The sequence below is a fragment of the Nocardia sp. NPDC052254 genome, from assembly GCF_040679495.1.
Lineage (GTDB): Bacteria > Actinomycetota > Actinomycetes > Mycobacteriales > Mycobacteriaceae > Nocardia.
Genome location: NZ_JBFAUW010000001.1, coordinates 354521 through 375208, shown reverse-complemented (window position 1 = coordinate 375208; position 20688 = coordinate 354521). Strand labels below are relative to the sequence as shown.

Here is a 20688-nt window from a genome sequence, read left to right as displayed (position 1 = left end):
TGCCCGACGCGCCCACCGACCGACCGCCAAACGGTAGCCGCTGAACTAATCTGCGCAGGCAGGTTCCGCGCAAGACCGGACGTCAGTCGGAGGTGCACGTGGCGAGCAGTGATCGGCCGGGCAGGTTTGCGGCAGGACATCGAATCGGTTCGCGGATCACGGCGGTGACGGTCTGTGCCGTGCTCGCCGCGATCTCGGTGACCATCGCGACCGGACCGGCCGCCGCCGATCCGATCGTCGATTCCGGAGCGCCACTGGCGCATCCGGTCGCCCCCGACGGTTCCAGGATCGACGACTTCCAGGTCGTCGACAGTCGCAACATCACCATGAAGGTGTACTCCGCGGCCATGGACACAGCGATCGTGGTCAACGTGCAACGGCCCGCCGACACCTCGGTGCCGCGTCCGACGCTGTATCTGCTCAACGGCGCCGGGGGCGGCGAGGACACCGCCACCTGGGTCCACCAGGTGCCCGACGCGCTGGCCTTCCTCGCCGGCAAGGACGTCAACGTCGTGCAGCCCATCGGCGGCGCGTGGAGCTACTACACCGATTGGCGCGCACCCGATCCGGTACTCGGGGTCAACAAATGGCGCACCTTCTTCACCGAGGAACTGCCACCGATCATCGACGGCGCGCTGGGCACCAACGGGCTCAACGCCATCGCCGGGCTGTCCACCTCCGGCACCTCGGTACTGCAGTTGCCGATCGCCAAGCCCGGGCTCTATCGATCCGTGGCCGCCTACAGCGGATGCGCACAGATCAGCGACCCCACCGGCTACACCTTCGTCAACCTCGCGGTGCGCGTCTGGGGCGGCGGCGACACGGTGAACATGTACGGCCCGCAGAACGATCCGATGTGGGCCGCCAACGACCCGTACGTGCACGCCGACCAGCTACGCGGACTTCATCTGTTCATCTCCAGCGGATCCGGGCTGCCCGGCCCCTACGACACGCTCAACGGCCAGTACGCGCTGCCGGGTGCGTTCGGCCTCGCCGATCAGGTGGTCATCGGCGGCGTGATCGAGGCCGCGGTCAACTACTGCAGTCACAACCTGCAGACCAAACTGAACGATCTCGGTATCCCCGCCACCTACGACTTCACGCCCACCGGAACGCATTCCTGGGGCTACTGGCACGACGCGCTGATCCAGTCGTGGCCGGTGCTGGCGGCCGGGCTCGAACTACCTGCCTGAGAAACGAACCACGGGTCCGGACACCCCGGACCCGATCGGGGGCCGCCGGTGCGACGATCAGCGATCGGTGGCGGCCTGATCGGTTCCCGGCAGCGTCACCGGATCGTCGCAGCTGGCGGGCGGATCGACCTGGGAACACGCCACCGGCGCGCGAGTCGGGCGATAATCGGCGGGCACCCCGCCGCTGCGAGCCAGCGTCGCGAACACCTCCACCGCGTCGGTGGGGCGGCGCACCAGCTCCGGGTCCGAGGTGACGTCGACGGTATAGAGGCCGAAACGCGGTGCGTAGGTGCCCCATTCGTAGTTGTCGGTCAGGCCCCAGTAGTTGTAGCCGCGCACATCGATACCGTCGGCTCTGGCACGCTGGATCCAGTACACCGTGTCGCGCAGATGATCGGCGCGGGTGTAACCGTCGGGACGTGGCGCACCGTTGTCGGTCGGCATCCCGTTCTCCACCACATACAGCGGCTTGCCCGGGAACTGGCCGCTGTAGTGGCGCAGCGCGTAATAGATGCCCTCCGGTTGCAGCGGCAGCTCCCACATCGCCGGTGCGCCCGCGGAGGTCGGTGACGAACCGGCATCGGCGGGCCCGAAATAGAAGTCGACGCCGATGAAATCGAGTTTGTCGCGCACCTTGTCGACGAAGGGCTGATTGACCTCGGTCTCGGCGCCGGGCACGAATCCGATATTGCTGGTGACCATCGCATTCGGGTGCGCGGCGTGGATGATGTCGTAGATCTGGTTGTGCGCCTGCGCGAGCCGGTCCATCGCCGCGGGCCACTCCTCGTTGGTCAGCGCGCCGATCCGGCGTTCGGTGCCCAGATAGGCGGCCGGCTCGTTGATCGTCACCCAGATCGGATCTCGATCCCCGTAGCGTTGCACCACCGTGCGAGCGTTGGCGACCCAGTCCTCGACCATGCCCTGATTGCGCCAGCCGCCGCGATCGGCCGCCCAGCCCGGATACACCCAGTGATCCAAGGTGAGCGTCGGGGTCATCCCGGCGGCGAAGACGGCCTCGACGATCCGGTCGTAGGTCGTGAACGCCTCCTCGTCCCATTCGCCGGGACGAGGCTGGACCCGCGCCCATTCGATACTCATCCGGAAACTCGTGGCACCCAGCCGCGCGGCACGGTCGATGTCCTCGGCGTAGAAGTCGAGGAAACGCACCGAATCGTGATACGGCTCGACCGCGCCGGTGGCGACGTAGCGGGTCCAATTGCTGTCGGGGGCATGGCCTTCGGCCTGGAAACCGGAGGTCGCCACCCCCCACACGAAATCGGGGCCCAGCGGGGCCAGGGCGGAGGCCGATCGACGCAGCGGATCGGCACCGGCGCGCACCGGCAGCAGCAGTGCGGCCGCGGCGGCCAGTCCGGTGGCCAGCACCTGGCGGCGGCTCGGCTCTCGCATCCCCCGATCGTAGCTACGAGATTGCTGAAATCCGGTGTGCGCAAGGCGTGTCGGGGCGGGCAAACCCGACCCCAGGCAGTGTCAGTGCGGGGGATCGGTGAGGGTGTAGACCTCCAGCGAGTCCATGCGCTGCGGCGTGTAATGCGCAGAAACCCACTGGTAGATGTCGGTATTTCCGACCGGATGCCAATGGCCGCGCGACGTCGGGGCATCGGGCGCGCGACGCTCGCTGCCCGAAGCCGGATGCCCGGCCCCGGTGCGCCACGAATCCGGCAGGGCGATATCGGGGGCGAGATAGTAGGTGAGCCGGTGGGCGCGGATCAGATCCTGGAACTGCGCCAGGGTCGGCACCGGATCCGCCGAGGTGAAACCGCCGATCGCGAGCACCGGGGTGCGGCTCGCCAATTCGAGCCCGGCGGCCGGTCCGGACCGGTCGATGGCCGCCGACCAGGTCGTGGTCGTGGCGGCGAGCATCGAGGCAAGTTTCGGATCGATATCGCCACTGCCGGTCAGCACTCCCATCCGCGCCCGCATCGGGTTCAGTGCCTTCGGCAGTTGCGGGCGATCGGGTCCCACCACCGGGCTGCCGCCGGTATGCGATTGCGGCAGGGTCGCCACCGCGTAGGCGCCGGTTCCGGCCAGGCTCGCCAGCACACCGGCACCCACCAGGACCGTGCCGGCCCGGCGCGCGCCGCGGCGCGCGACCGGCGGCACCATCGTCGTGGCCAGCCCGGCCGCGCTGGCCACGGTGACGACCAGGATCGCCCAGCGCAACCAGCTCTGCCAGTGCGGATTGCGGTCGAGCAGAACGAATCCCCAGATCCCCGCGGCCAGGATCAACACCGCGGCCCCCGCCCGGCCCCACGCACTGTCGCGGCACCGCCACACCTCGGCCAGACCCAGCACGAAACTGCCGACCACCGCCGGGGCGACGGCCAGGGTGTAGTAGGCGTGCATACCGCCCTGCATGGCCGAGAACGCGATCCCGTCGATCAACAGCCAGAGACCGAAGACCAGTGCGGCGCCACGGAACACATCGGTGCGCGGATACCGCCTGCGCGCCACCACCACGATCACGAATCCGACGACCGCGGCCGGCAGCAGCCACGAGATCTCGAAGCCGATCTCACCGGTGAAAAGACGCGTCGGACCCGACCCGAAACCCCCGAAACCGCCGTGTCCGGGATCGGGCATCGCATAGCCCGCCGGCAACTCGAACATCTTGCGCCCGGCGTGATTGTGCCCCAGATAGCGTGCGAATCCGTTGTAGCCCAGCACCAGATCCATGAAGGTGTTGTCCTTGGAACCGGCCAGATACGGCCGCTGATCGGCCGGCCACAAGACCGTCAGCAGCACGTACCAGCCCGCCGAGACCACCAGTGCCGCCGCCGCGGCCAGCAGATGCGCGATCCGCTTGCCGATGGTCACCGGGGCCACCACCAGATAGGCCAGTCCCAGTGCCGGCAGCACCATCAGACCTTCGAGCATCTTGGCCAGGAACGCGAAACCGAGTGCCACACCGGCCAGCATCAGCCACCGCGCACTCGCATGCCGCAACGCGCGGATCGTGCAGTAGGCGGCGGCGGTCATCAGCAGCACCATCACCGCGTCGGGATTGTTGAACCGGAACATCAACGCCACCACCGGCGTCACCGCCAGCAGTGATCCGGCCAGCAGCCCCGCGCCCCGGCTGCCCGTGGCGCGGGCGATGGCGGCGTACATCAGCGCCACCGCGGCCACGGCCATCAATGCCTGCGGGATGAGCATCGAGGCACTGGAGAAGCCGAACAGCTGACCGGAGGCGCCCATGACCCACTGCGAGACAGGAGGTTTGTCGACGGTGATGAAATTCGCCGGATCCAGCGAACCGAACAGTGTCGCCTTCCAGTTCCGTGATCCCGACCAGGCCGCCGCGGCGTAGAAGCTGTTGCCCATCCCGTTGACGGTGATGTTCCACAGGTACGCCGCGGCGGTCGCGACCAGCAACACCGCCAGGGCGATCCGGTCGCGCCGCCGTGGCGCGGGCAGATCCGGGTCGGCAGGTGGTGCGGATTCGGGCGATACGGGCACAGCGGTGCCGGCAGTCGTCACTGTCACCGCGGGAGCCTCTCAGCTGATCCGGTGACCGTCCTGTCCGAAAGCTTGGAGCTTTCTGTGAATACCGCGGCGGCGAGCCGGATCAGTAGCGGCCGAACAACACCGCGGCATTGTGGCCGCCGAAACCGAACGAGTTGTTCATCGCGAACCGGATGTCGCCGTGGCGTGGTTTGTCGCGCACGATGTCCAGATCCACCTCGGGATCCTGATTGTCGAGATTGAGCGTCGGTGGCACGACTTGATCACGCAGGGTCAGCACCGAGATCGCGGCCTCGAGCGCGCCGACCGCACCCACCGAATGCCCGAGTGCGGATTTCGGCGCGTACACCGATGGATGGGTGCCGATCGCGGCCGTGATCCCCTTGGCCTCGGCCAGGTCACCGATCGACGTGCCGGTGGCGTGTGCGTTGACATGATCCACATCCGCGGCCGTGACACCCGCGGTCTCGATGGCTCGGCGCATCGCGCGCGCACAGCCCAGGCCCTCGGGATCCGGTGCGACCAGGTGGTAGCCGTCGGCGGTGAGCCCGGCGCCGAGCAGCCGCGCCAGGGGGGTGGCGCCTCGTGCCAGCGCGTGCTGCTCGGATTCGAGCACCAGCAGCGCCGCGGCCTCACCGAAGACGAATCCGTCGCGATCGCGGTCGAAGGGCCGCGAGGCGCGTTCGGGTTCGTCGACCCGCGAGCTGAGCGCGCGAGCCATGGTGAAACCGGCGATCGCCATCGGATTGATGTAGCCCTCGACACCGCCGGCCACGACCATGTCGGCCTCGCCGAACACGATCGAACGCCAGGCGTGCACCAGCGCCTCGTTACCCGACGCGCAGGCCGACACCGGTGTGACCAGCCCTGCGCGCGCACCGATTTCGAGGCCCACCACACCGGAGACACCGTTGGGCATGCTCATCGGCACCGCGAACGGCGAGACCTTGCGGTAGCCGTGCGCGCGCATCGCGTCGTTGGCATCGACGATGGTGTCGGCGCCACCGAGCCCGGTGCCGATGCAGACACCGAGCCGGTCCTGATCGACCTCGGGTGTGCCGGCGTTGTCCCACAGGCGCCTGCCCATGGCGTAGGACATCTGCTGGACGTAGCACATGCGACGCTTGCGCACCCGGTCCAGATCGGTGGTGGGATCGTGGACGAGCTTGCCGCCGATGGCATTCGGCAGATTGTGACGGGTGATGTCCTCATCGTCGAGAACCCTGATCCCGCTGGCGCCGGAAAGCAGTCCTTGCCATGAACTTTCGGTATCGGCGCCGATGGAGGTGGTGATGTCCATCGCGGTCACCACAACGTCGCGGAAACCACCGTTGCGGGTGCTGAAACTGGTGTCGAGCGTGCGCACGTCCGTCGAATCCTCACTTGTCGGTCCCTCGATGTCCCCAGACACGAAACGGCCACACCGCCGAAATCCGCGACCTCGCCGTCTTCGGTTCCGGGCCGCCGACCCGCGACCGGTGCGCCTGGGGTCAGCGTAACCCCCGCCCCGGCCCCGGCAGCCGATCACAGGAAGATGCCCAGAGTTAGCTGTGAGGGGTATCGTGGGAAGACCGGGGTGGCCGCGCACGACAGGGCACAATCCGGGAACGGGCTAGGGAAGGGCGTGCCCGAGATGGATATTCACGCTGTTCACCAGATGATCACTGCCCAGTGGGACGATGTGGGGCCGCAGGCTCCGCCGGGTGCGGGGGCGACGTCGATGGTGCTGCGGCAGCTCGTGTGGCTGCATTTGCTGGCAACCGCGGTCGCGGTCGGATGCTGGATCCGAATGGCCGCCCGGCGCGGCGTGGCGAGGGCCAAGGTCTCGAGTGTGGCGTTCGGTTTGGCGTTTCTGGGGATGGCCACCGCCGGAGCGGGGGAGATCCTCGGCGCGGCGATGCACTGACCCGCTCCGCGACTAGACGTAACCAGAAATAACACGTAATCTCCGGGTATCCGGACGGTGAGGTCCGGGCTCTGCAGTCGGACGAAACGGATACCTCAATGGCGCGGCACGTCGACGTATTGATCATCGGTGCGGGACTGTCCGGAATCGGGATGGCCTGTCACCTCGGCCGGGAGAACACCGGACGCACGTACGCGATCCTGGAGCGGCGCGAGTCGATCGGCGGCACCTGGGACCTGTTCCGCTACCCCGGTATCCGCTCGGACTCCGACATGCTCACCTTCGGCTACGGATTCCGCCCCTGGGTGGGCACCAAAGTTCTCGCCGACGGTCCCAACATCCGCGACTACATCGCCGAGACCGCCGAGGAATACGGCGTCACCCGCCACATCCGGTTCGGCCGCAAGGTCGTGCAGGCAGCCTGGTCGAGCGAGGATCAGGTGTGGACCACCACCGCCGTCGACGAGCGCACCGGCGAATCCGAGACCTACACCAGCGATTTCCTGGTCGGCTGCACCGGATACTACGACTACGACAAGGGTTTCCGGCCGCAGTTCCCCGGCGAGGAGAACTTCGGCGGGCAGATCGTGCACCCGCAGCACTGGCCCGAAGATCTGGACTACCGCGATAAGCGGGTCGTGGTCATCGGCAGCGGCGCCACCGCCATCACCCTGGTGCCGGCCATGAGCACCGACGCCGAACACGTCACCATGCTGCAACGCTCACCCACCTACATCGCACCGCTGCCGGCCGACGATCCGGTCGCGGTCGGCTTGAAGAAGGCCAAGCTGCCCGCTGCCCTGGCCTACAAGACCGGCCGCGCACGCAATATCGCCCTGCAGCGCGCCAGCTTCGCGCTCTCGCGCAGCAACCCCGCCCTGTCACGCACACTGCTGCTGCGGGCCGTGCGCGTCGCTGTCGGGCCCGATGTGGACATGCGCCACTTCAGCCCGACCTACAACCCGTGGGATCAGCGCCTGTGCATCGTGCCCAACGGTGACCTGTTCCGGGTGCTGCGCAACCGACGAGCCTCGATCGTCACCGACCGCATCGCCTCGTTCACCGAAACCGGTATCCGTCTCGAATCCGGCGCGGAACTACCGGCCGACATCGTGATCAGCGCGACCGGGCTCAACGTCCAGATGCTCGGTGGTGCCGCACTCGAGATCGACGGCGCGCCGGTGGCCACGCGAGATCTGGTGGCCTACAAGGGCGCGCTGATGAGCGGGTTGCCCAACGCGATGATGATCATCGGCTACACCAACGCCTCCTGGACGCTGAAGGCCGATCTGGCCGCCGAGTATTTCTGCCGCCTGCTCAATCACATGAAGGCCGAGGGGTATTCGACGTTCGTGGCCGTCGCCGAGGAGGCCGACCGAGCGCCGGAATCGATGATGGGCGGGGCACTGACCTCCGGCTACATCGCCCGCGGCGACGCGGTGATGCCACGCCAGGGCCGCCGCGGGCCGTGGAAGGTGATCAACAACTACTATCGCGACCGCGCCCTGCTGCGCAAAGCCGCGATAGACGACGGAATCCTGCGCTTCGGCAAGAAGTCGGCGGCCGCTCGCCCGGTCGCCGGATCCCGTTCCGCCTGAGCGGGATCCGGCGAAACCCGTCCGGTCGTGGCCGTGCGCTGCCACGACCGGACGGTGCTCGGCTCAGCCCAGCAGATACGCCGGCGTCGCCAGCGGCTTGACGCCCGCGACGAATTCCCGCCGCAGCCGCGGATAGTTCTCACCGGGAGAGAAGAAGTTGCGGTGCATCTGCGCCAGCTCCGCGGCCCGGTATTCGGCCAGCGGCGCCACCGCCTCATCGGCCTCGCGGCGGCGCTTCTTGGCCAGGAGCAGATTCGCCAGTTCCGGTGTGGCGGCGAGGGTCTCGGCCTCGTGACACACCCGGGCCAGATACTGCGTGGTCGAACCCGCGAACACCCGGTCCACCAGCCCCACCACGGCCGCGGCCCGGGCGCCGACCGGCAGCGTCCGGGAGGTGAGCTCCTCGGCGACCTCGGCACCGACCCGCCGCGGCAAGGTGTAGGTCCAATACTCCGAACCGTGCAGACCCATCAGTCGGTAGTGCGGGTTGAGCACCGCCGATTCCCGGCACCACACCTGATCGGCGGCCAGCGCCAGCATCACGCCACCGGCCGCGGCATTACCGGCCAACGACGCGATCACCAGGGTGTCGGTGGTGGTCAGGATCGCCTCCACCAGATCGTTCATGGCGTTGATGTTGTGCCAGGACTCCTCGGCCGGATTCGGCGCGGCCTCGATGACATTGAGATGGATGCCGTTGGAGAAGAAATCACGTTGCGGCCCGAGGACCAGCACATCCACCGGCCGCGCGCAGGCGTCGCGATAGGCGGCCAGCAGTCGCCGGCACTGCCGGGTGTCCATCGCACCGCCGGCGAAGGCGAATTCGAGATAGCCGACACCGGCCTCCTCGCGATAATGCAACTCCGACCAGGTGTCGCGTTCGGCGGCCTCGGCCGGCGACACCGGAATCTCGGGGATACCGGCGGGCAGATCGGGGCCGAGCGCATCGGTGGCCGGCATCTTGAATGTGGCCGGCCCGCCGGGAATGCGACGCGGACGCAGCTGCGGCAACCACACCGCACCGTCGACGGTGGCACGGCACACGGCGCCGTCGCGAGTGGCGATCACCGCGCCGGGCTCTCCACGCAGCCGATCTTCGAAATGACCGCCGTGGACGAAGAATTCACGACCGAACAACGTGTCGAGAATGCCCGGCTGGGAATCGGCGGCACGCAGCGCACGCAACACCGAACGGGTGTCGGCGGTGGACCAGTCGATGCGGCGGACCTGCTGGGTCAGAAACGGGCGCAGCTGCCCGGTCACATCGGGCCGGCCGTAGTCCAGTGGTTCGGGCAGGTGGTCGCCGGATCCGAACCGGCGCACCGCCGTCAGCACCGCGGCGACCGCGGCATCGGACACCTCGTTGCGGTACAACTCGCTCTTACCGCACGGTGCCACATCGAAATTCACCGAAGCCCAGATCGGGCCCGCGTCCATCTCCGCGACCGCCTGCAACACCGTCACGCCCCACCGGGTCGCGCCCTCGGTGATCGCCCAGTCCAGCGACGACGGGCCCCGATCGCCCTTCGGGCCCGGATGGACGATGAACACCGGATAGTCGGTCCACACATCCTCGGGGATCGCGGTGGTCAGCATCGGAGCCAGGATCAGATCCGGCCGGAACCGGGCCACCCGGGCGCGGAGCAGATCGTCGCCCAGCGCCAGTTCGACACCGATCTCGTGACCGCACTCGCGCAATTCGGCATGCACTCGCTGGGTGAGACTGTTGAATGCGCTGGCGACCAGCAGGATGCGCACGGGGGTGTCCTCCATCAGGCTCTAACGTCGATCCCGCACCGGAACCGAAGGGGTCGTTCGCCTTCCGAAACTAGCCGCACCACGCGGCGCCCGCATATTCGGCTCAGCGTGGCACGGTCAGCGGGTCGGCGCAGCTGGCCGGAATGTCGACCAACGAGCAGGCCACAGGCCCCCGCGCGGGCCGATAATCGCCCGCAACGCCACCCGCGCGGGTGATCTCACGATAGGCGTCCACGGCATCGGTGGGGTGGCGGGTCAAACCCGGATCGGTGCGCACATCGACGGTGTACATTCCGAAACGCGGTGTGTAACTGCCCCATTCGTAGTTGTCGGTGATCGACCAGTAGTTGTAGCCGATCACGTTCATGCCGTCGCCTCGGGCGCGCTGGATCCAGTACACGCTGTCGCGCAGATTCTCGCCGCGGGTGTAGCCGTCCGCGCGCGGGGCGCCGTTCTCGGTCGGCATGCCGTTCTCCACGATGTAGAGCGGCTTGCCGGGAAAACGACGCGAATAGTATTCCAGCGCATAGTAGATGCCCTCGGGCTGCAGCGGCATCTTCCACAGCTGCTTGATGTCGCCCGGCGACAGGCGGGTCAGGTCCTGCGGTGTGTGGCCGTAGTAGTAGTCGATACCGACATAGTCGAGTTTCGCGGCGATCCCGTCGATCATGGCGCCGTTGACCACCGGCTCGGCACTGCCCACGATGTAGGCGAGATTGCTGGTGACCATCGCGCCCGGCTGCGCCCGGTGGATGTCGTCGTAGATCGTGTTGTGCGCCTGGATCAGCCGCTGCTGCATGAGCGGAATGTCCACCGGGGACAGACCACCGTTGGTGGTTTCGTTGAGAATGTAGGCGGCCGGTTCGTTGAAGGTGACCCACAGCGGATTGCGGGAAGCATAACGCCGCACCACCGTGCGGGCATTGGCCAGCCAGTCGTCGAGCATCGCCGGATGCGCCCAGCCGCCGCGATCGGCCGCCCAGCCCGGATACACCCAGTGATCGAGGGTCAGCATGGGGCGGATGCCGTGCGCGGCCATGGTGTCGAGAACACTGTCGTAGAACGCGAATCCCGCGTCGTCCCATTCGCCCGGCCGGGGCTGCACGCGCGCCCATTCCACACTGATCCGGTACACCCCCGCACCGAGCCCTGCCGCCAATCCGATATCGGAGCCGTAGCGGGTGAAGAAATCGACCGCGTCGCCGTAGGCGTCGTAATCGGGATGGGCCGCCACATACCGCGTCCAATTGCTGTCGGGAGCATGGCCTTCGCACTGGAACCCGGCGCTGGCCACACCCCACAGGAAATCGCTGCCCAACGACGGAACAGTGGCCGGTGGTGCGGGCCGTGCGGCGGCGAGAGCGGCTGGACCGGCCAAAGCAGCGGCGGTCCCGGCGGCGAACAGTCCGAAAACCCGGCGGCGGCTGACGTTACGCATCGAACTCCTCGGCATGTGGTGACGTGGTCGATATTCGGTCCCCGCCACGCTGGTCGGGGGACACGGGCGGAGGATTCGCCGGACGCCTGCGGTTGCCGCCCGTGGCGAGGTGCGCTCGATGATGTTATCCGGTACCGGGGTTGTCGGCGGCCTGTCCGGGCGACAGGACCGGTGACGGAAGCAGGGCGCTCAAGAACCGGTCCAGCATCCGGTGATCAGCGTGCGCGGCAGGTAGTCGGTCTCGACGGGCGGTTGCCAACCCTCGCGGCGGTAGGCGAGGGCGGTCAGGGCCAGCGGCACGAGGGGAAGCAGAGCGCGAGGCTTGCCGAAAGGGCCGGGCACGGCGCCGGTCTGGACCAGCGCCTCGGTGATCTCGGTGAAGGGGTCGGGCACAGTGCCGTATTGCAGCAGCCACTCGGTCAACACAGCGTTGAAGGCATCCTGGTCACCGACGGCCAAGGCGTACAGGCCGCGCAATGCGCTGTGGTCCGGCAGGTCGGAAAAACGCTCTCCCAACTGGACTCGGGCGAGCGCGGCGGCGATAGCGGCGGCCACAGCCTCCCTGGACGGCGGGTAGTCGTCGAGGTCGTCGGTGTAGCCGTTGACGTAGGCCATCAGGCCGTTGGCCAGCTCGACGTTGGGCTGGCCGCCCACGTCGCCGTCGAATCCTTCGCGAGCGAAGTGGAACGCCTCACCATTCTCCAGCGCTTTGTCCGACAGAATAGCCAGGCAGAAGGCGTCCAGCCACTGGTTGGCAGAGACCGGATCCGGGTCGCACGGGGTGTCTGTCCGATAGTCCATCCCGAAGTTCGCGTAGTCGAGGAAGACGAAGAAGCTGGTGTTGTTGAAGTACGCGGCGCACTGCACGCCCCCGACAGCGGCCTCGGCGGCGTTGTCGAGGACCGACTTGACCTCTGGAGCGTCGAGATCTGGGAAGACGACGGAAAGAGCACCCAGATGGTCGAGGAACTCCTCCGAGATCTGCCACCACTCGCAGGTTCCGATCGGACCGGCCTTCGACATGGAGTGGCACTCGCCCTGGATCCGCTCGGCGAAGTTCTCGCGGGCGGCCACCAGCACGGCGTCATCCATCCGGCAACGCTCTATCCGCATCTCTCATCCTTCATCTGTAGGTACGTGCTGATCATCCGCCGATCGCGAACGACACCGGCGGTAGACGGTACCGGCGACCACCGGCCGCTCATGCCGCCCAGCTTCCCGCAGTTGGTGTTTCGCCACCCAGCCGCACAGGCGCGGTCCTTGGCCGGATCCACAGCGCCCGCAATTGGGCGTGTCGAGATGCTGTGTGGTGGGGTGCCCGCGCGATCTGCGCTCAGGACACGCGGTGCCCGCGCAGCAGACCGACGGGCAGATACGGCGACCGGATATCGGCCGACATCCCCACCGATCGCGCCAGGATCACCAACGCCAGCGGAGCCAGCGCCAGCAGCCCCGCGGGATCGGAGTCGAAATCCGCTGTCGCCCAGTAGCTGTGGTGCCGGTCGACGGCATCGGACAACGCGATCGCGAACTTCTCCTCATCGCGGCGCAGGAGGTGGTAGAACATGCGCATCGGCGGATGGACCACCCACAACATGAGCTCGGGTGAGGTGAACCGCGCCAGATCCGGATCGGTACCGTCCATCGCGGCCAGCAACATCTCCGGCGTCACCTCGCGATGGCCCAGAAAGGTCTGCAGCGTCTGCACCCAGGGATACAGGTACGCGTCGTAAGCACTGTCCGCATCGCGCATGACCTCGAGCGGGACGGCCACGAGCTTGCCGATCATCGCGTTGTCCCGAAGCGTGACCGCCAGCCACGCCGCCGTCAGCCAGGTTCTGCCGGTCGCGTATTCGGTCGGGCCGGTCGCGGTGAGTCCGTCGAACCAGCCGACCCTGGTATCGGTCACCGTTCCCGCCTCGGCCGCGGCGAGGGTGAAGATCCCCGTCGCGGCTTCGGCGGCGAAGTCCAGATCCTGCCAGGTATCGGGGTCGCTCGCCGCATCGTCGACCACCGCGCGGTATCGCAACATGGTGAGCAGATGCTCGAACAGTGCCGGCAGTGCGGTGCTGTCGGCGGCGACGGATTCGACGAGGCCGCGAACCTGCGGCGACAGCTCCTCGATGTGCCGCCACGCGGCATCGACATCGGCGAATTTCGCGGTGGACATCGGTCTCGATTCAGTGTGTCGATTCGGCATGGTCTGCGATCGTCGCACGTGCCGGCTCCGCACCGTCCTCGATCACCTGCCGGATCCACCGCAGCGGCACCGGGGCGAGATCGTGCGCGTCCAGACCGACGTGGATGCTGCGCCCGCGAACCCGCACCGGGCTGTGGGTGTGGCCGTGCAGCAGCCAGCGGCCGGCGTTGTCCCCCGTCGCGGGCAGCCGCCACTCCTCGAACCGGTTCCGGACCGTGTGATCGCCCTCATCGTCGCCGTGGAACGGGAAGTGCGACAGCAGGACTCGCCGGGCGTCGATCTTGCGGATCGCCGACTGCTGGACCGAGGCGAACGAATCCAGATAGATCCGCTGCCACCGGTGTGCTTCACTGCGCATCGGATGGCAACCGTCGTGGTTGCCGGCGACGAGATGCTTCACACCCGGACGCTGCGCGATCCAATCCAGCGCGGCCAGCTGCGGCCCTTTGCCACCGACGGAGATATCGCCGAGCACCCACACCTGATCGTCGTGGCCGATCCGTTCGTCCCAGCGCTCGGCCAGCCCGGCGTCGTGCTGTTCGGGCGTGTCGAATCCGCGCAACCCCGACACCAGCCGGTGGCCGATGTGCGGATCGGCCAGGAACCACACCTCACTCATGCGGGCTCTCGATCCAGATACACCTGCCGGATGCGTTGCAGCAGATCATCGATCGGCTGTTCGTCCGGTTCGCCGGGCAGCGCCGTGGTCGCGGTGTCGAATGCCGTCTCGTATTCGGCCAGCAGCGCCCGCACCGGGTCGGCGCCCTCGGCCGCGGCGTGCTCGCCGAAGTCGTGGACACGATCGGGGTCCGGCAGCCGGATCGGCAGGACCGCGGTGGTGTAGAGCTGATATCCCTGCCACAGCAACCGCATCGAGTGACGTGCCTGCTTCGCGCGCCGCATCGCCGATGGATGTGGACTGCGCCGCAGATCGCGCACCTGCGCGGACGCGTAGCCGACATAGGCGCGCCGCACCCGCGGCGCGGATGCGAAACACTGCCGCAACGCCACCAACTCACGCCCGAGTTCGGTGAGGGCGAGGTAATCGTTGAGCCACAGCAACTCATAAACGGTGGGATTGCACGACAGCATCAGCTCCATCGCCTTGGCGACTTCGTGATAGACGGCATCGGCGCCACCACGACCGGTCCGGCTCGACCGGGTCGGTGGATGCAGGCCGAGCAGACGGCGAGTGGGCTCCACATAGATACCGGCGTAATCGGTATCACTGTCCGCGGTGGCCAGCCCGTAGGCGCGCGACCCGACCACACCTTCCAACAGCAGATTCTGCACCCGCCCACCCCGTTTCCGATCACTGCGGGCACCAGAGCCCGGGCGGCAACGATAATGCCGCCGGCCGCCATGGCGCATCCGATTTTCGGCGGCGCTCACAACGCACGATCGCCGCGGCGCAGCTGCGCGCGCAACCGATCGGTGTGGACCCAGCGTTGCGCGCCGGAAGCGAAGCCGGGCAGCGGATCCGAACGATACAGCTCGTCGTCGCGGTACCGGGGGAACACGTGCACGTGGTAATGCCACACGTCCTGACCACCGCGAGGTTCGTTGTGCTGCCGGGTGGAAATCCCCTCACAGCCATAGGCCGCGCGCATGGCCACCGCGATCTCACGGACGACGTCGTGCACCGCGTGCCCATACCGCGACGGCAGGTCGTAAATGTTCTCGTAGTGCGCATTCGCGATCACCAGCACGTGCCCGAGATTGTCCGGCCACCATCGGGCGGCGGTGAACGCGGTCGCGAACTCGGTGCGCAGGACGATGTCGCGGGGGCTGTCGAGCGGTGTCTCACCGCCCGCCAGCAGGAAGCAGAACGGGCAGTCGTAGCCGGGGGGTTCGTGGTTGTACACGATGGAGACCGTAAGAGACGAGCCTGCGCGGTGCGTCCTACTGCGCTCGAGGTTTGTCCGGACAGTCGGCCTCGACCCACGCTGCTGCGAGGTCCTGGCTGACGACCGTGATTGTCCCTGTGTGGCAGGCGATCTCATGGGTGCATCCGTCCGGATGTGGCAGCACCTCGTCCAGGATGACTTCACCGAGTCGGGTTGCGCTCGGCATATCCGAAGCGGTCTGCAGTGTGAAGCCGACCACGCCTGTATAGCGTATGGTCAGGTCTTCGTCGTGCTTCCAGCAGTTGTGCCGCAATTCGAGTTGCATCCACGCGCCGTCACTGTCCTCGCCACAGCCGATCTGATTGAGCGTCAGATCCTTGACGCACCGAGCACTGCCGAAGTCGTAGTGGCCGGGTTCGGCGGCGTAGGCCGCGGCGCCCTCGGGCAGCGCCGCGCAGAGTTCAGGCAGTCGGTCGAGATAGGCCCGCGGGCTGATCACGCCTTCGATCTGGCCTACGGTGGCGGAGAGGTTGACGTACTTCACTTGGCCTGCCAATCATCGGGTCCTCGTACGGAGAAACGAACGCTGCGTCCTGTGCGTCACAATCCGAGTTTCGTCACCGCGTTGTCCTCGAGCGGGTTGGCGGTGCGGATGTAGCCGTGGACGGTGCGCGGATTCGACCAGCGGCCCTGGCGCATGATCTCCCGGTCGCTGGCCCCGCCGAGCGCGGCCTGGGTGGCGAATCCCGCGCGCAGCGAATGCCCCGAGAACAGGGCGGGGTCCAGTCCGGCGCGGGCGGCGTAGCGCTTCACCAGTTCGGCCACGGCGCGGCCCGACATCGAATCGGTAGCGATGCCGCCGTGCCGCGAGACCGGAGGGAACAACGCGGCCTGGGCGCTGACACGGGTGGCGCCGGTGAACCCGTGGCATCGATGGATGTCGTTCGAGGTGCTCGCGGCCGCGGCCACGGTCCATGCCCGCAATTCGCCGGCTCCACCCCGGAAGTGGATGTCGCGCAGAGCGATCCAGTCCGCGAACGCGCAGACCGGGCAGGTCGCCGGGCGCACCCCGCGCGGCAGTGCCACCGACTGTCCCGCGGCACCGGTCGGATCGGTCTTGGTGGCGGGCAGCCGGACCAGCAGGACCGGTTCGCCGGTGCGGTGATCGATCGTCACGGTGACATCACCGATCCGCAATCCGGCCAGCTCGCTACGCCGCAACGCGCCTGCGAAGCCGACCAGCAACACCAGCCGATCGCGGCGGCGTGCGGGTTCGGTGGGCCAGCCGGGCGCCGGCAGACCGTCGAGCAACTGTTCGAGTGTGTGCAGCAGGACGGGTCGTTTGCGGTTGGGCACGCTGCGGCGCGTGCGCCGGATACCGCGCAGTGTCAACCGCACGACATCCGAGCGGGTCGGGGAGGGCAATCCGTTGGCGGCGTGCACGGCGGCGATGGCGGCGCATTTGCGTTCGAGTGTGGCGGGTCCGAATGCCCACTCGCCGGAGGGTTTTCGCGCATCGGCGGCCGCGGCCAGATATACCGCGACATCCAGGGCGTCGGCCGGCAGCGCGCACCGTGCCTCGGCCGCGCACCACGCCGACCAGCCGATCCAATCGGATCGGTAGGCGCGCACCGTATTCGGTGACTGCGATGCCGCGAGATAACGCCCCAGCGCGCCGGCCTGCTCGGAGTCGAATCGTTCACGCACCATCCGCAACGCGACCGTGTCGACGAGCACACTGCGCACTCCTCGGCGCAATTCGGTCCGCACGGCATCCGGCACGGCGATATCCACGACAACGGAATCCGGCGAGGTGCTCATTGCCGGACACGCTACCGGGCAGCGTCGACTGCCGGGAACAATGGCCGAGATGACCGTGGTGCCGGTCGCCGCTACGCGCGCGGGAGCATGGGAACCGGTGCGGCCCGTCGGCTCATCGCGCGGTCGCGGAACCGAAGGTGCGGGCGGTGGCCAGGGTGGCCAGGCGGTCCTCACTTCCGGAGTCGCGCAACTCGATTCGGCCGACACCACCGCGCAACGTGGCGGTCGCGGTCACCGGGCCGACCCGGGCCGGTTGCAGATATCGCAGGCCGAGGAAACTCAGGCTGTCGTCCGGTGCCAGGGACAGCGCCGCCTCCTCGGCGGCGACGGCGATGAGTCCACCGTTGACGGTGCCCGCGGCGTTGAGGACCTCGTCGGTGCGGGGCAGGACCGCGACGCCGGGACGCACGCGCCGGCAACCCAGTCGTTCGGCCAGGGGAGTGGCCAGACGCCGTGTGCCCGCCGGCATGTCGGTACTGAGCGGCCGCGGGAGTTGCAGGCCGGGGTCCGGGGCCACCATGAACGACGCGCCGGCCAGCGCGAGTGGTTCGTCGTCGACGCGGAATTCGACCTCGGCCACGAAAACCGAGCGTCCCACCTTGACCGTGCGACCGATCGCGGCCACCTGTCCGCTCGCCGGTGCGGGGCGGTACAGGTTGACATCGAGTTCGAGGGTCACCGGCACCCGCGGATGCATCACCAGCGAGGCCAGCAGGCCCGCGACGGTATCCGCCCAGGTCGCGAGGATGGAGGTGCGCAGGTGGCCGGTGCCGGGAACGTGCAGCTCCGGCGCGATCGTCGCCGAACCGTGGAGTTCGTCGCCCACCCGGCGCGTGGCGAAGCCGAGTTCGAGCAGTACATGACGACGTTCGGACAATCTGCTTTCGATGCTCACGGCATCTCCTCCCGATCGGCATGCCGAGATCGACCCAGCTGTGCAATTATGATTCTACTTCATAGAGAATTAGATTCTCGGCGTCAGGTTGTCACCGCGGCGATGCGATACGGGACTTCATGGCCGCGAGCCGTGCGCCGAATTCCTCGGAATCCAGCGACGCCACCTGTGGTGCGATCTCGGTATCGACCGCCTCGGCATGTGAATCCAGCGTCCGGGTGACCGCCATCGTGCGCTTGGTGGTGATCAGCAGATCGCGAGGCGCCGCACCCGCACCGGCGGCGTATTCCACCGCGGCGGCCAGCAGATCGTCGTGGTCACCGAGCACGACTCGACGCACCAGGCCCGCTCGATACGCCGCTTCGGCGTCGAGGATCTCACCGAACAGGGTCATGCCCGCCGCTTGTTGCGGACCGACGATGCGTTGCAGCATCCAGGTCATCCCGCCACCGGGATGGATCCCCAGGCGCAGGAACCGCGCGTCGAATCGGGCCCGCGGTCCGGCCAGGCGCACGTCGGCGGCGAGTGCCAGATTCAGGCCCGCGCCGACCGCGGCGCCACCGACGGCGGCGATCGTGGGCAGCGAGCACCGCGCGACGGCCAGGAATCCCGCGTAGATGGCCCGCAAGCCGTCTTCGGCCGCGTCGCCGAGCGCGCTGAGATCCGCGCCCGCGCAGAAAGCCGGCGGTGCGCCGGTGATCACGACCGCGTGGACACCGGTGTCGTTCTCGGCCGCGGCGATCGCGGCCGCGAGTTGTTCGGACAGCCCGATCGTCAACGCGTTTCGGTGTTGCGGGTCCGAAACCGTCACCACCGCGACCTTGTCGTGCCGCTCCGTCGTGATCTCCGCCATGGCCGCCATGGTAACGACAACGCCGCCGTCGCCGTTTTCGTACTGGCGTACCAGGCAGCACAGTTTTCGACGAATTACGTTGTTGTTTCGTTTCGTTTGGAACAACGGAACGAAACGAAAGAAAATCAGTCGATTTTCGACGGAGGTCACCTGCTTGACCTCCGATAAGGTTCACTTATCGGAGGTCAAGCGAAAAGGGGAATCGAAGGGCGGAGCGGGTGCTCGACCGTGGTCGAGCAGGCGCGGACTGTCGTACGATTCATCACGTGCCCACCACCTTCAGCGATCACGCGCTCGTGCTGAAGTTCTTGGCTGCGGCCATGCTGCTGGTCCTGCTGCCGGTAACTGTCGGGAGCGCCACCCAGGCGATAGCCGCGACCGCCCTCGTGGTCCTGGTCGCCGTGTTCACGTTGATCGGCGTATCCGGTGAGCTCGTGCAGGGTGGGTCGTCGGCCGGTGTGCGCAATCGAGATGTCCTCGGCGTGGTCTGCCGTCAGAGCGACCCCGACGCCGCCGGTCACGTGCGCGCCCGAGCCCCTGGTGCGGCGCTGCCGTCGACGTAGATCTCTCGGGGACACCACCGTCCCCGGGGCCGCGTCGCTACGTGCCACCTCTTCATCTCGTGTGCGCCGCACCCCCATACCGACGCGTACTGGTCGGGCGGCGCCCTGCCCACAGGGGATTCGATGCAATTTCTCGGCAAGAGTTTCGCCACCCGAACCGCACAACGACTGCGAGCGGCACGCTCGCGGATCGGCCGCCACCTGATTGTCACCTATTATTCGGCGCTGCAAGCGATGTCGATATTCGCACTGTGGGCCGGCGCGCTGTTGCTGGTGGCCGTGCCGATCGGGGACATCGCCATCGGCGTGGATGTGATGACCACGGTCGCACTCGTCGCACCGGAATGGGCGCTGCTCGCGGCCGCGGTGGTGACAGCCGTCCACGTCGTGCGGTGGTGGCGCCGGACCCAGAACTGATCGGCAGCCGTCGCCGGCCGGGAACGGGGCCGACCAGGACGGACAACAGTGGGTTGTGGTTCACCCTGTTGTGGTTGTTTGCCCAGGGCCACCGTTTGCTGATTCTCTCTTTCTTCCGCAAGAGGGTTGTTCGACCAGAGGGAGCAATGTGAATTTCGCGGAGAGAGTCCAGCGTGCGATCCGACTGACCGAGGAGCTCAACATGCTCCGGTACGCCGATCAGAAGGCGATCCGACAGTGCTGGAGCGAGCTCACCGGCGAGCCTGTCGAAGAGACTTTCCAGCTGATCCCGCCGGTCTACTCCGACCACGGAATCAACATCCGGATCGGGCGCAACGTCTTCGTCAATCAGGGCTGCCGATTCAATGACATCGGTGGGATAGCGATCGGCGACGACGTCATGATGGGGCCCGGCGTCAGCCTGATCAGTGCGGGCCATCCGGTCGAACCGGCGCAGCGCCGCAAGGCGATAACCTCGGCGCCGATCCGGATCGAGCGCAACGTCTGGATCGGCGCTTCCGCGATGATCATGCAGGGCGTCTGCGTCGGCGAGAACGCGGTTGTGGCCGCCGGGGCCGTGGTCACCCGTGACGTACCCGCGGATACTTTGGTGACCGGCGTGCCGGCGGCTGTACTCCGGCAGATCGGTTAGCCGGCAATGTCGTGGCCGCGTGCGATACGCCGATCAGCGGCCATCGAGGGCCGGCGTGATCGGC

General features: G+C 67.6%; 20 protein-coding genes. 6 read left to right on the top strand and 14 right to left on the bottom strand.

The window, feature by feature from the left end:
• The first annotated feature begins 254 nt into the window (after positions 1-254).
• On the top strand, positions 255-1193 hold the full coding sequence (locus tag AB0L57_RS01650) for an alpha/beta hydrolase family protein (RefSeq protein ID WP_364957228.1): 939 nt from the start codon (positions 255-257) through the stop codon (positions 1191-1193).
• Between the two features lie 57 nt (positions 1194-1250).
• Here AB0L57_RS01650 and AB0L57_RS01645 read toward each other — a convergent pair whose 3' ends face one another.
• The 3 genes from AB0L57_RS01645 to AB0L57_RS01635 form a co-directional block, all read right to left on the bottom strand.
• Positions 1251-2600 carry a family 1 glycosylhydrolase gene (locus AB0L57_RS01645; protein WP_364955392.1) on the bottom strand — a complete coding sequence of 450 codons (1350 nt, stop codon included), beginning with the start codon at positions 2598-2600 and terminating at the stop codon, positions 1251-1253.
• Positions 2601-2681: 81 nt separating this feature from the next.
• Positions 2682-4697, bottom strand: a complete 2016-nt coding sequence (locus tag AB0L57_RS01640) for a glycosyltransferase family 39 protein (protein WP_364955389.1) — start codon at positions 4695-4697, stop codon at positions 2682-2684.
• Between the two features lie 82 nt (positions 4698-4779).
• Complete coding sequence (locus tag AB0L57_RS01635) at positions 4780-6042, bottom strand: KasA/KasB family beta-ketoacyl-ACP synthase (protein ID WP_364955386.1); 1263 nt, start codon at positions 6040-6042, stop codon at positions 4780-4782.
• Between the two features lie 291 nt (positions 6043-6333).
• Between AB0L57_RS01635 and AB0L57_RS01630 the strand changes: the two genes are divergently transcribed.
• Both AB0L57_RS01630 and AB0L57_RS01625 read left to right on the top strand, forming a co-directional pair.
• Entirely contained in the window at positions 6334-6582 is a 249-nt protein-coding gene (locus tag AB0L57_RS01630) for a hypothetical protein (protein WP_364955383.1), read from the top strand.
• 98 nt (positions 6583-6680) lie between these two features.
• Positions 6681-8180 (top strand): NAD(P)/FAD-dependent oxidoreductase, encoded by a 1500-nt coding sequence (locus AB0L57_RS01625; protein WP_364955380.1) that lies wholly within the window; start codon positions 6681-6683, stop codon positions 8178-8180.
• A gap of 63 nt (positions 8181-8243) precedes the next feature.
• Here AB0L57_RS01625 and AB0L57_RS01620 read toward each other — a convergent pair whose 3' ends face one another.
• The 11 genes from AB0L57_RS01620 to AB0L57_RS01570 form a co-directional block, all read right to left on the bottom strand.
• Positions 8244-9953 carry a hydrogenase maturation protein gene (locus tag AB0L57_RS01620; protein WP_364955377.1) on the bottom strand — a complete coding sequence of 570 codons (1710 nt, stop codon included), beginning with the start codon at positions 9951-9953 and terminating at the stop codon, positions 8244-8246.
• A gap of 88 nt (positions 9954-10041) precedes the next feature.
• The gene (locus AB0L57_RS01615; RefSeq protein WP_364955374.1) at positions 10042-11376 is read right to left on the bottom strand and encodes a family 1 glycosylhydrolase; all 1335 of its coding nucleotides are present in this window, start codon (positions 11374-11376) and stop codon (positions 10042-10044) included.
• A gap of 189 nt (positions 11377-11565) precedes the next feature.
• Entirely contained in the window at positions 11566-12468 is a 903-nt protein-coding gene (locus AB0L57_RS01610; RefSeq protein WP_364955370.1) for an Imm49 family immunity protein, read from the bottom strand.
• A gap of 241 nt (positions 12469-12709) precedes the next feature.
• Positions 12710-13546 (bottom strand): immunity 49 family protein, encoded by an 837-nt coding sequence (locus tag AB0L57_RS01605; RefSeq protein WP_364955367.1) that lies wholly within the window; start codon positions 13544-13546, stop codon positions 12710-12712.
• A gap of 10 nt (positions 13547-13556) precedes the next feature.
• Complete coding sequence (locus AB0L57_RS01600) at positions 13557-14195, bottom strand: metallophosphoesterase family protein (protein WP_364955360.1); 639 nt, start codon at positions 14193-14195, stop codon at positions 13557-13559.
• Positions 14192-14869 carry a nucleotidyltransferase domain-containing protein gene (locus AB0L57_RS01595; protein WP_364955357.1) on the bottom strand — a complete coding sequence of 226 codons (678 nt, stop codon included), beginning with the start codon at positions 14867-14869 and terminating at the stop codon, positions 14192-14194. Before AB0L57_RS01595 ends, AB0L57_RS01600 begins: the two co-directional genes overlap by 4 nt.
• A gap of 95 nt (positions 14870-14964) precedes the next feature.
• Positions 14965-15441 (bottom strand): HIT domain-containing protein, encoded by a 477-nt coding sequence (locus AB0L57_RS01590; RefSeq protein ID WP_364955354.1) that lies wholly within the window; start codon positions 15439-15441, stop codon positions 14965-14967.
• 37 nt (positions 15442-15478) lie between these two features.
• Positions 15479-15967 (bottom strand): hypothetical protein, encoded by a 489-nt coding sequence (locus tag AB0L57_RS01585; RefSeq protein ID WP_364955352.1) that lies wholly within the window; start codon positions 15965-15967, stop codon positions 15479-15481.
• 56 nt (positions 15968-16023) lie between these two features.
• Positions 16024-17244, bottom strand: coding sequence for a site-specific integrase (locus tag AB0L57_RS01580; RefSeq protein ID WP_364955349.1), 1221 nt, complete (start codon positions 17242-17244; stop codon positions 16024-16026).
• Between the two features lie 112 nt (positions 17245-17356).
• Complete coding sequence (locus tag AB0L57_RS01575) at positions 17357-18139, bottom strand: hotdog domain-containing protein (RefSeq protein ID WP_364955346.1); 783 nt, start codon at positions 18137-18139, stop codon at positions 17357-17359.
• 91 nt (positions 18140-18230) lie between these two features.
• Complete coding sequence (locus tag AB0L57_RS01570; RefSeq protein WP_364955343.1) at positions 18231-18992, bottom strand: enoyl-CoA hydratase; 762 nt, start codon at positions 18990-18992, stop codon at positions 18231-18233.
• A 266-nt stretch (positions 18993-19258) separates the two neighbouring features.
• Here AB0L57_RS01570 and AB0L57_RS01565 point away from each other — a divergent pair, with 266 nt between their 5' ends.
• From AB0L57_RS01565 to AB0L57_RS01555, 3 genes are all read left to right on the top strand, one after another.
• Positions 19259-19555: a DUF6412 domain-containing protein gene (locus AB0L57_RS01565; protein WP_364955340.1), complete on the top strand. Its 297-nt coding sequence runs from the start codon at positions 19259-19261 to the stop codon at positions 19553-19555.
• 123 nt (positions 19556-19678) lie between these two features.
• Positions 19679-19972, top strand: a complete 294-nt coding sequence (locus AB0L57_RS01560; protein WP_364955337.1) for a hypothetical protein — start codon at positions 19679-19681, stop codon at positions 19970-19972.
• 148 nt (positions 19973-20120) lie between these two features.
• Positions 20121-20624: a DapH/DapD/GlmU-related protein gene (locus AB0L57_RS01555; RefSeq protein ID WP_364955334.1), complete on the top strand. Its 504-nt coding sequence runs from the start codon at positions 20121-20123 to the stop codon at positions 20622-20624.
• Positions 20625-20688: the final 64 nt, after the last annotated feature.

Coding starts and splice junctions, on each gene's coding strand:
- AB0L57_RS01645 (WP_364955392.1), bottom strand. CDS start 2,600: ATGCGAGAGCCGAGCCGCCGCCAGGTGCTGGCCACCGGACTGGCCGCC.
- AB0L57_RS01630 (WP_364955383.1), top strand. CDS start 6,334: ATGATCACTGCCCAGTGGGACGATGTGGGGCCGCAGGCTCCGCCGGGT.
- AB0L57_RS01625 (WP_364955380.1), top strand. CDS start 6,681: ATGGCGCGGCACGTCGACGTATTGATCATCGGTGCGGGACTGTCCGGA.
- AB0L57_RS01620 (WP_364955377.1), bottom strand. CDS start 9,953: ATGGAGGACACCCCCGTGCGCATCCTGCTGGTCGCCAGCGCATTCAAC.
- AB0L57_RS01615 (WP_364955374.1), bottom strand. CDS start 11,376: ATGCGTAACGTCAGCCGCCGCCGGGTTTTCGGACTGTTCGCCGCCGGG.
- AB0L57_RS01610 (WP_364955370.1), bottom strand. CDS start 12,468: ATGGATGACGCCGTGCTGGTGGCCGCCCGCGAGAACTTCGCCGAGCGG.
- AB0L57_RS01605 (WP_364955367.1), bottom strand. CDS start 13,546: ATGTCCACCGCGAAATTCGCCGATGTCGATGCCGCGTGGCGGCACATC.
- AB0L57_RS01600 (WP_364955360.1), bottom strand. CDS start 14,195: ATGAGTGAGGTGTGGTTCCTGGCCGATCCGCACATCGGCCACCGGCTG.
- AB0L57_RS01580 (WP_364955349.1), bottom strand. CDS start 17,244: ATGAGCACCTCGCCGGATTCCGTTGTCGTGGATATCGCCGTGCCGGAT.
- AB0L57_RS01570 (WP_364955343.1), bottom strand. CDS start 18,992: ATGGCGGAGATCACGACGGAGCGGCACGACAAGGTCGCGGTGGTGACG.
- AB0L57_RS01560 (WP_364955337.1), top strand. CDS start 19,679: ATGCAATTTCTCGGCAAGAGTTTCGCCACCCGAACCGCACAACGACTG.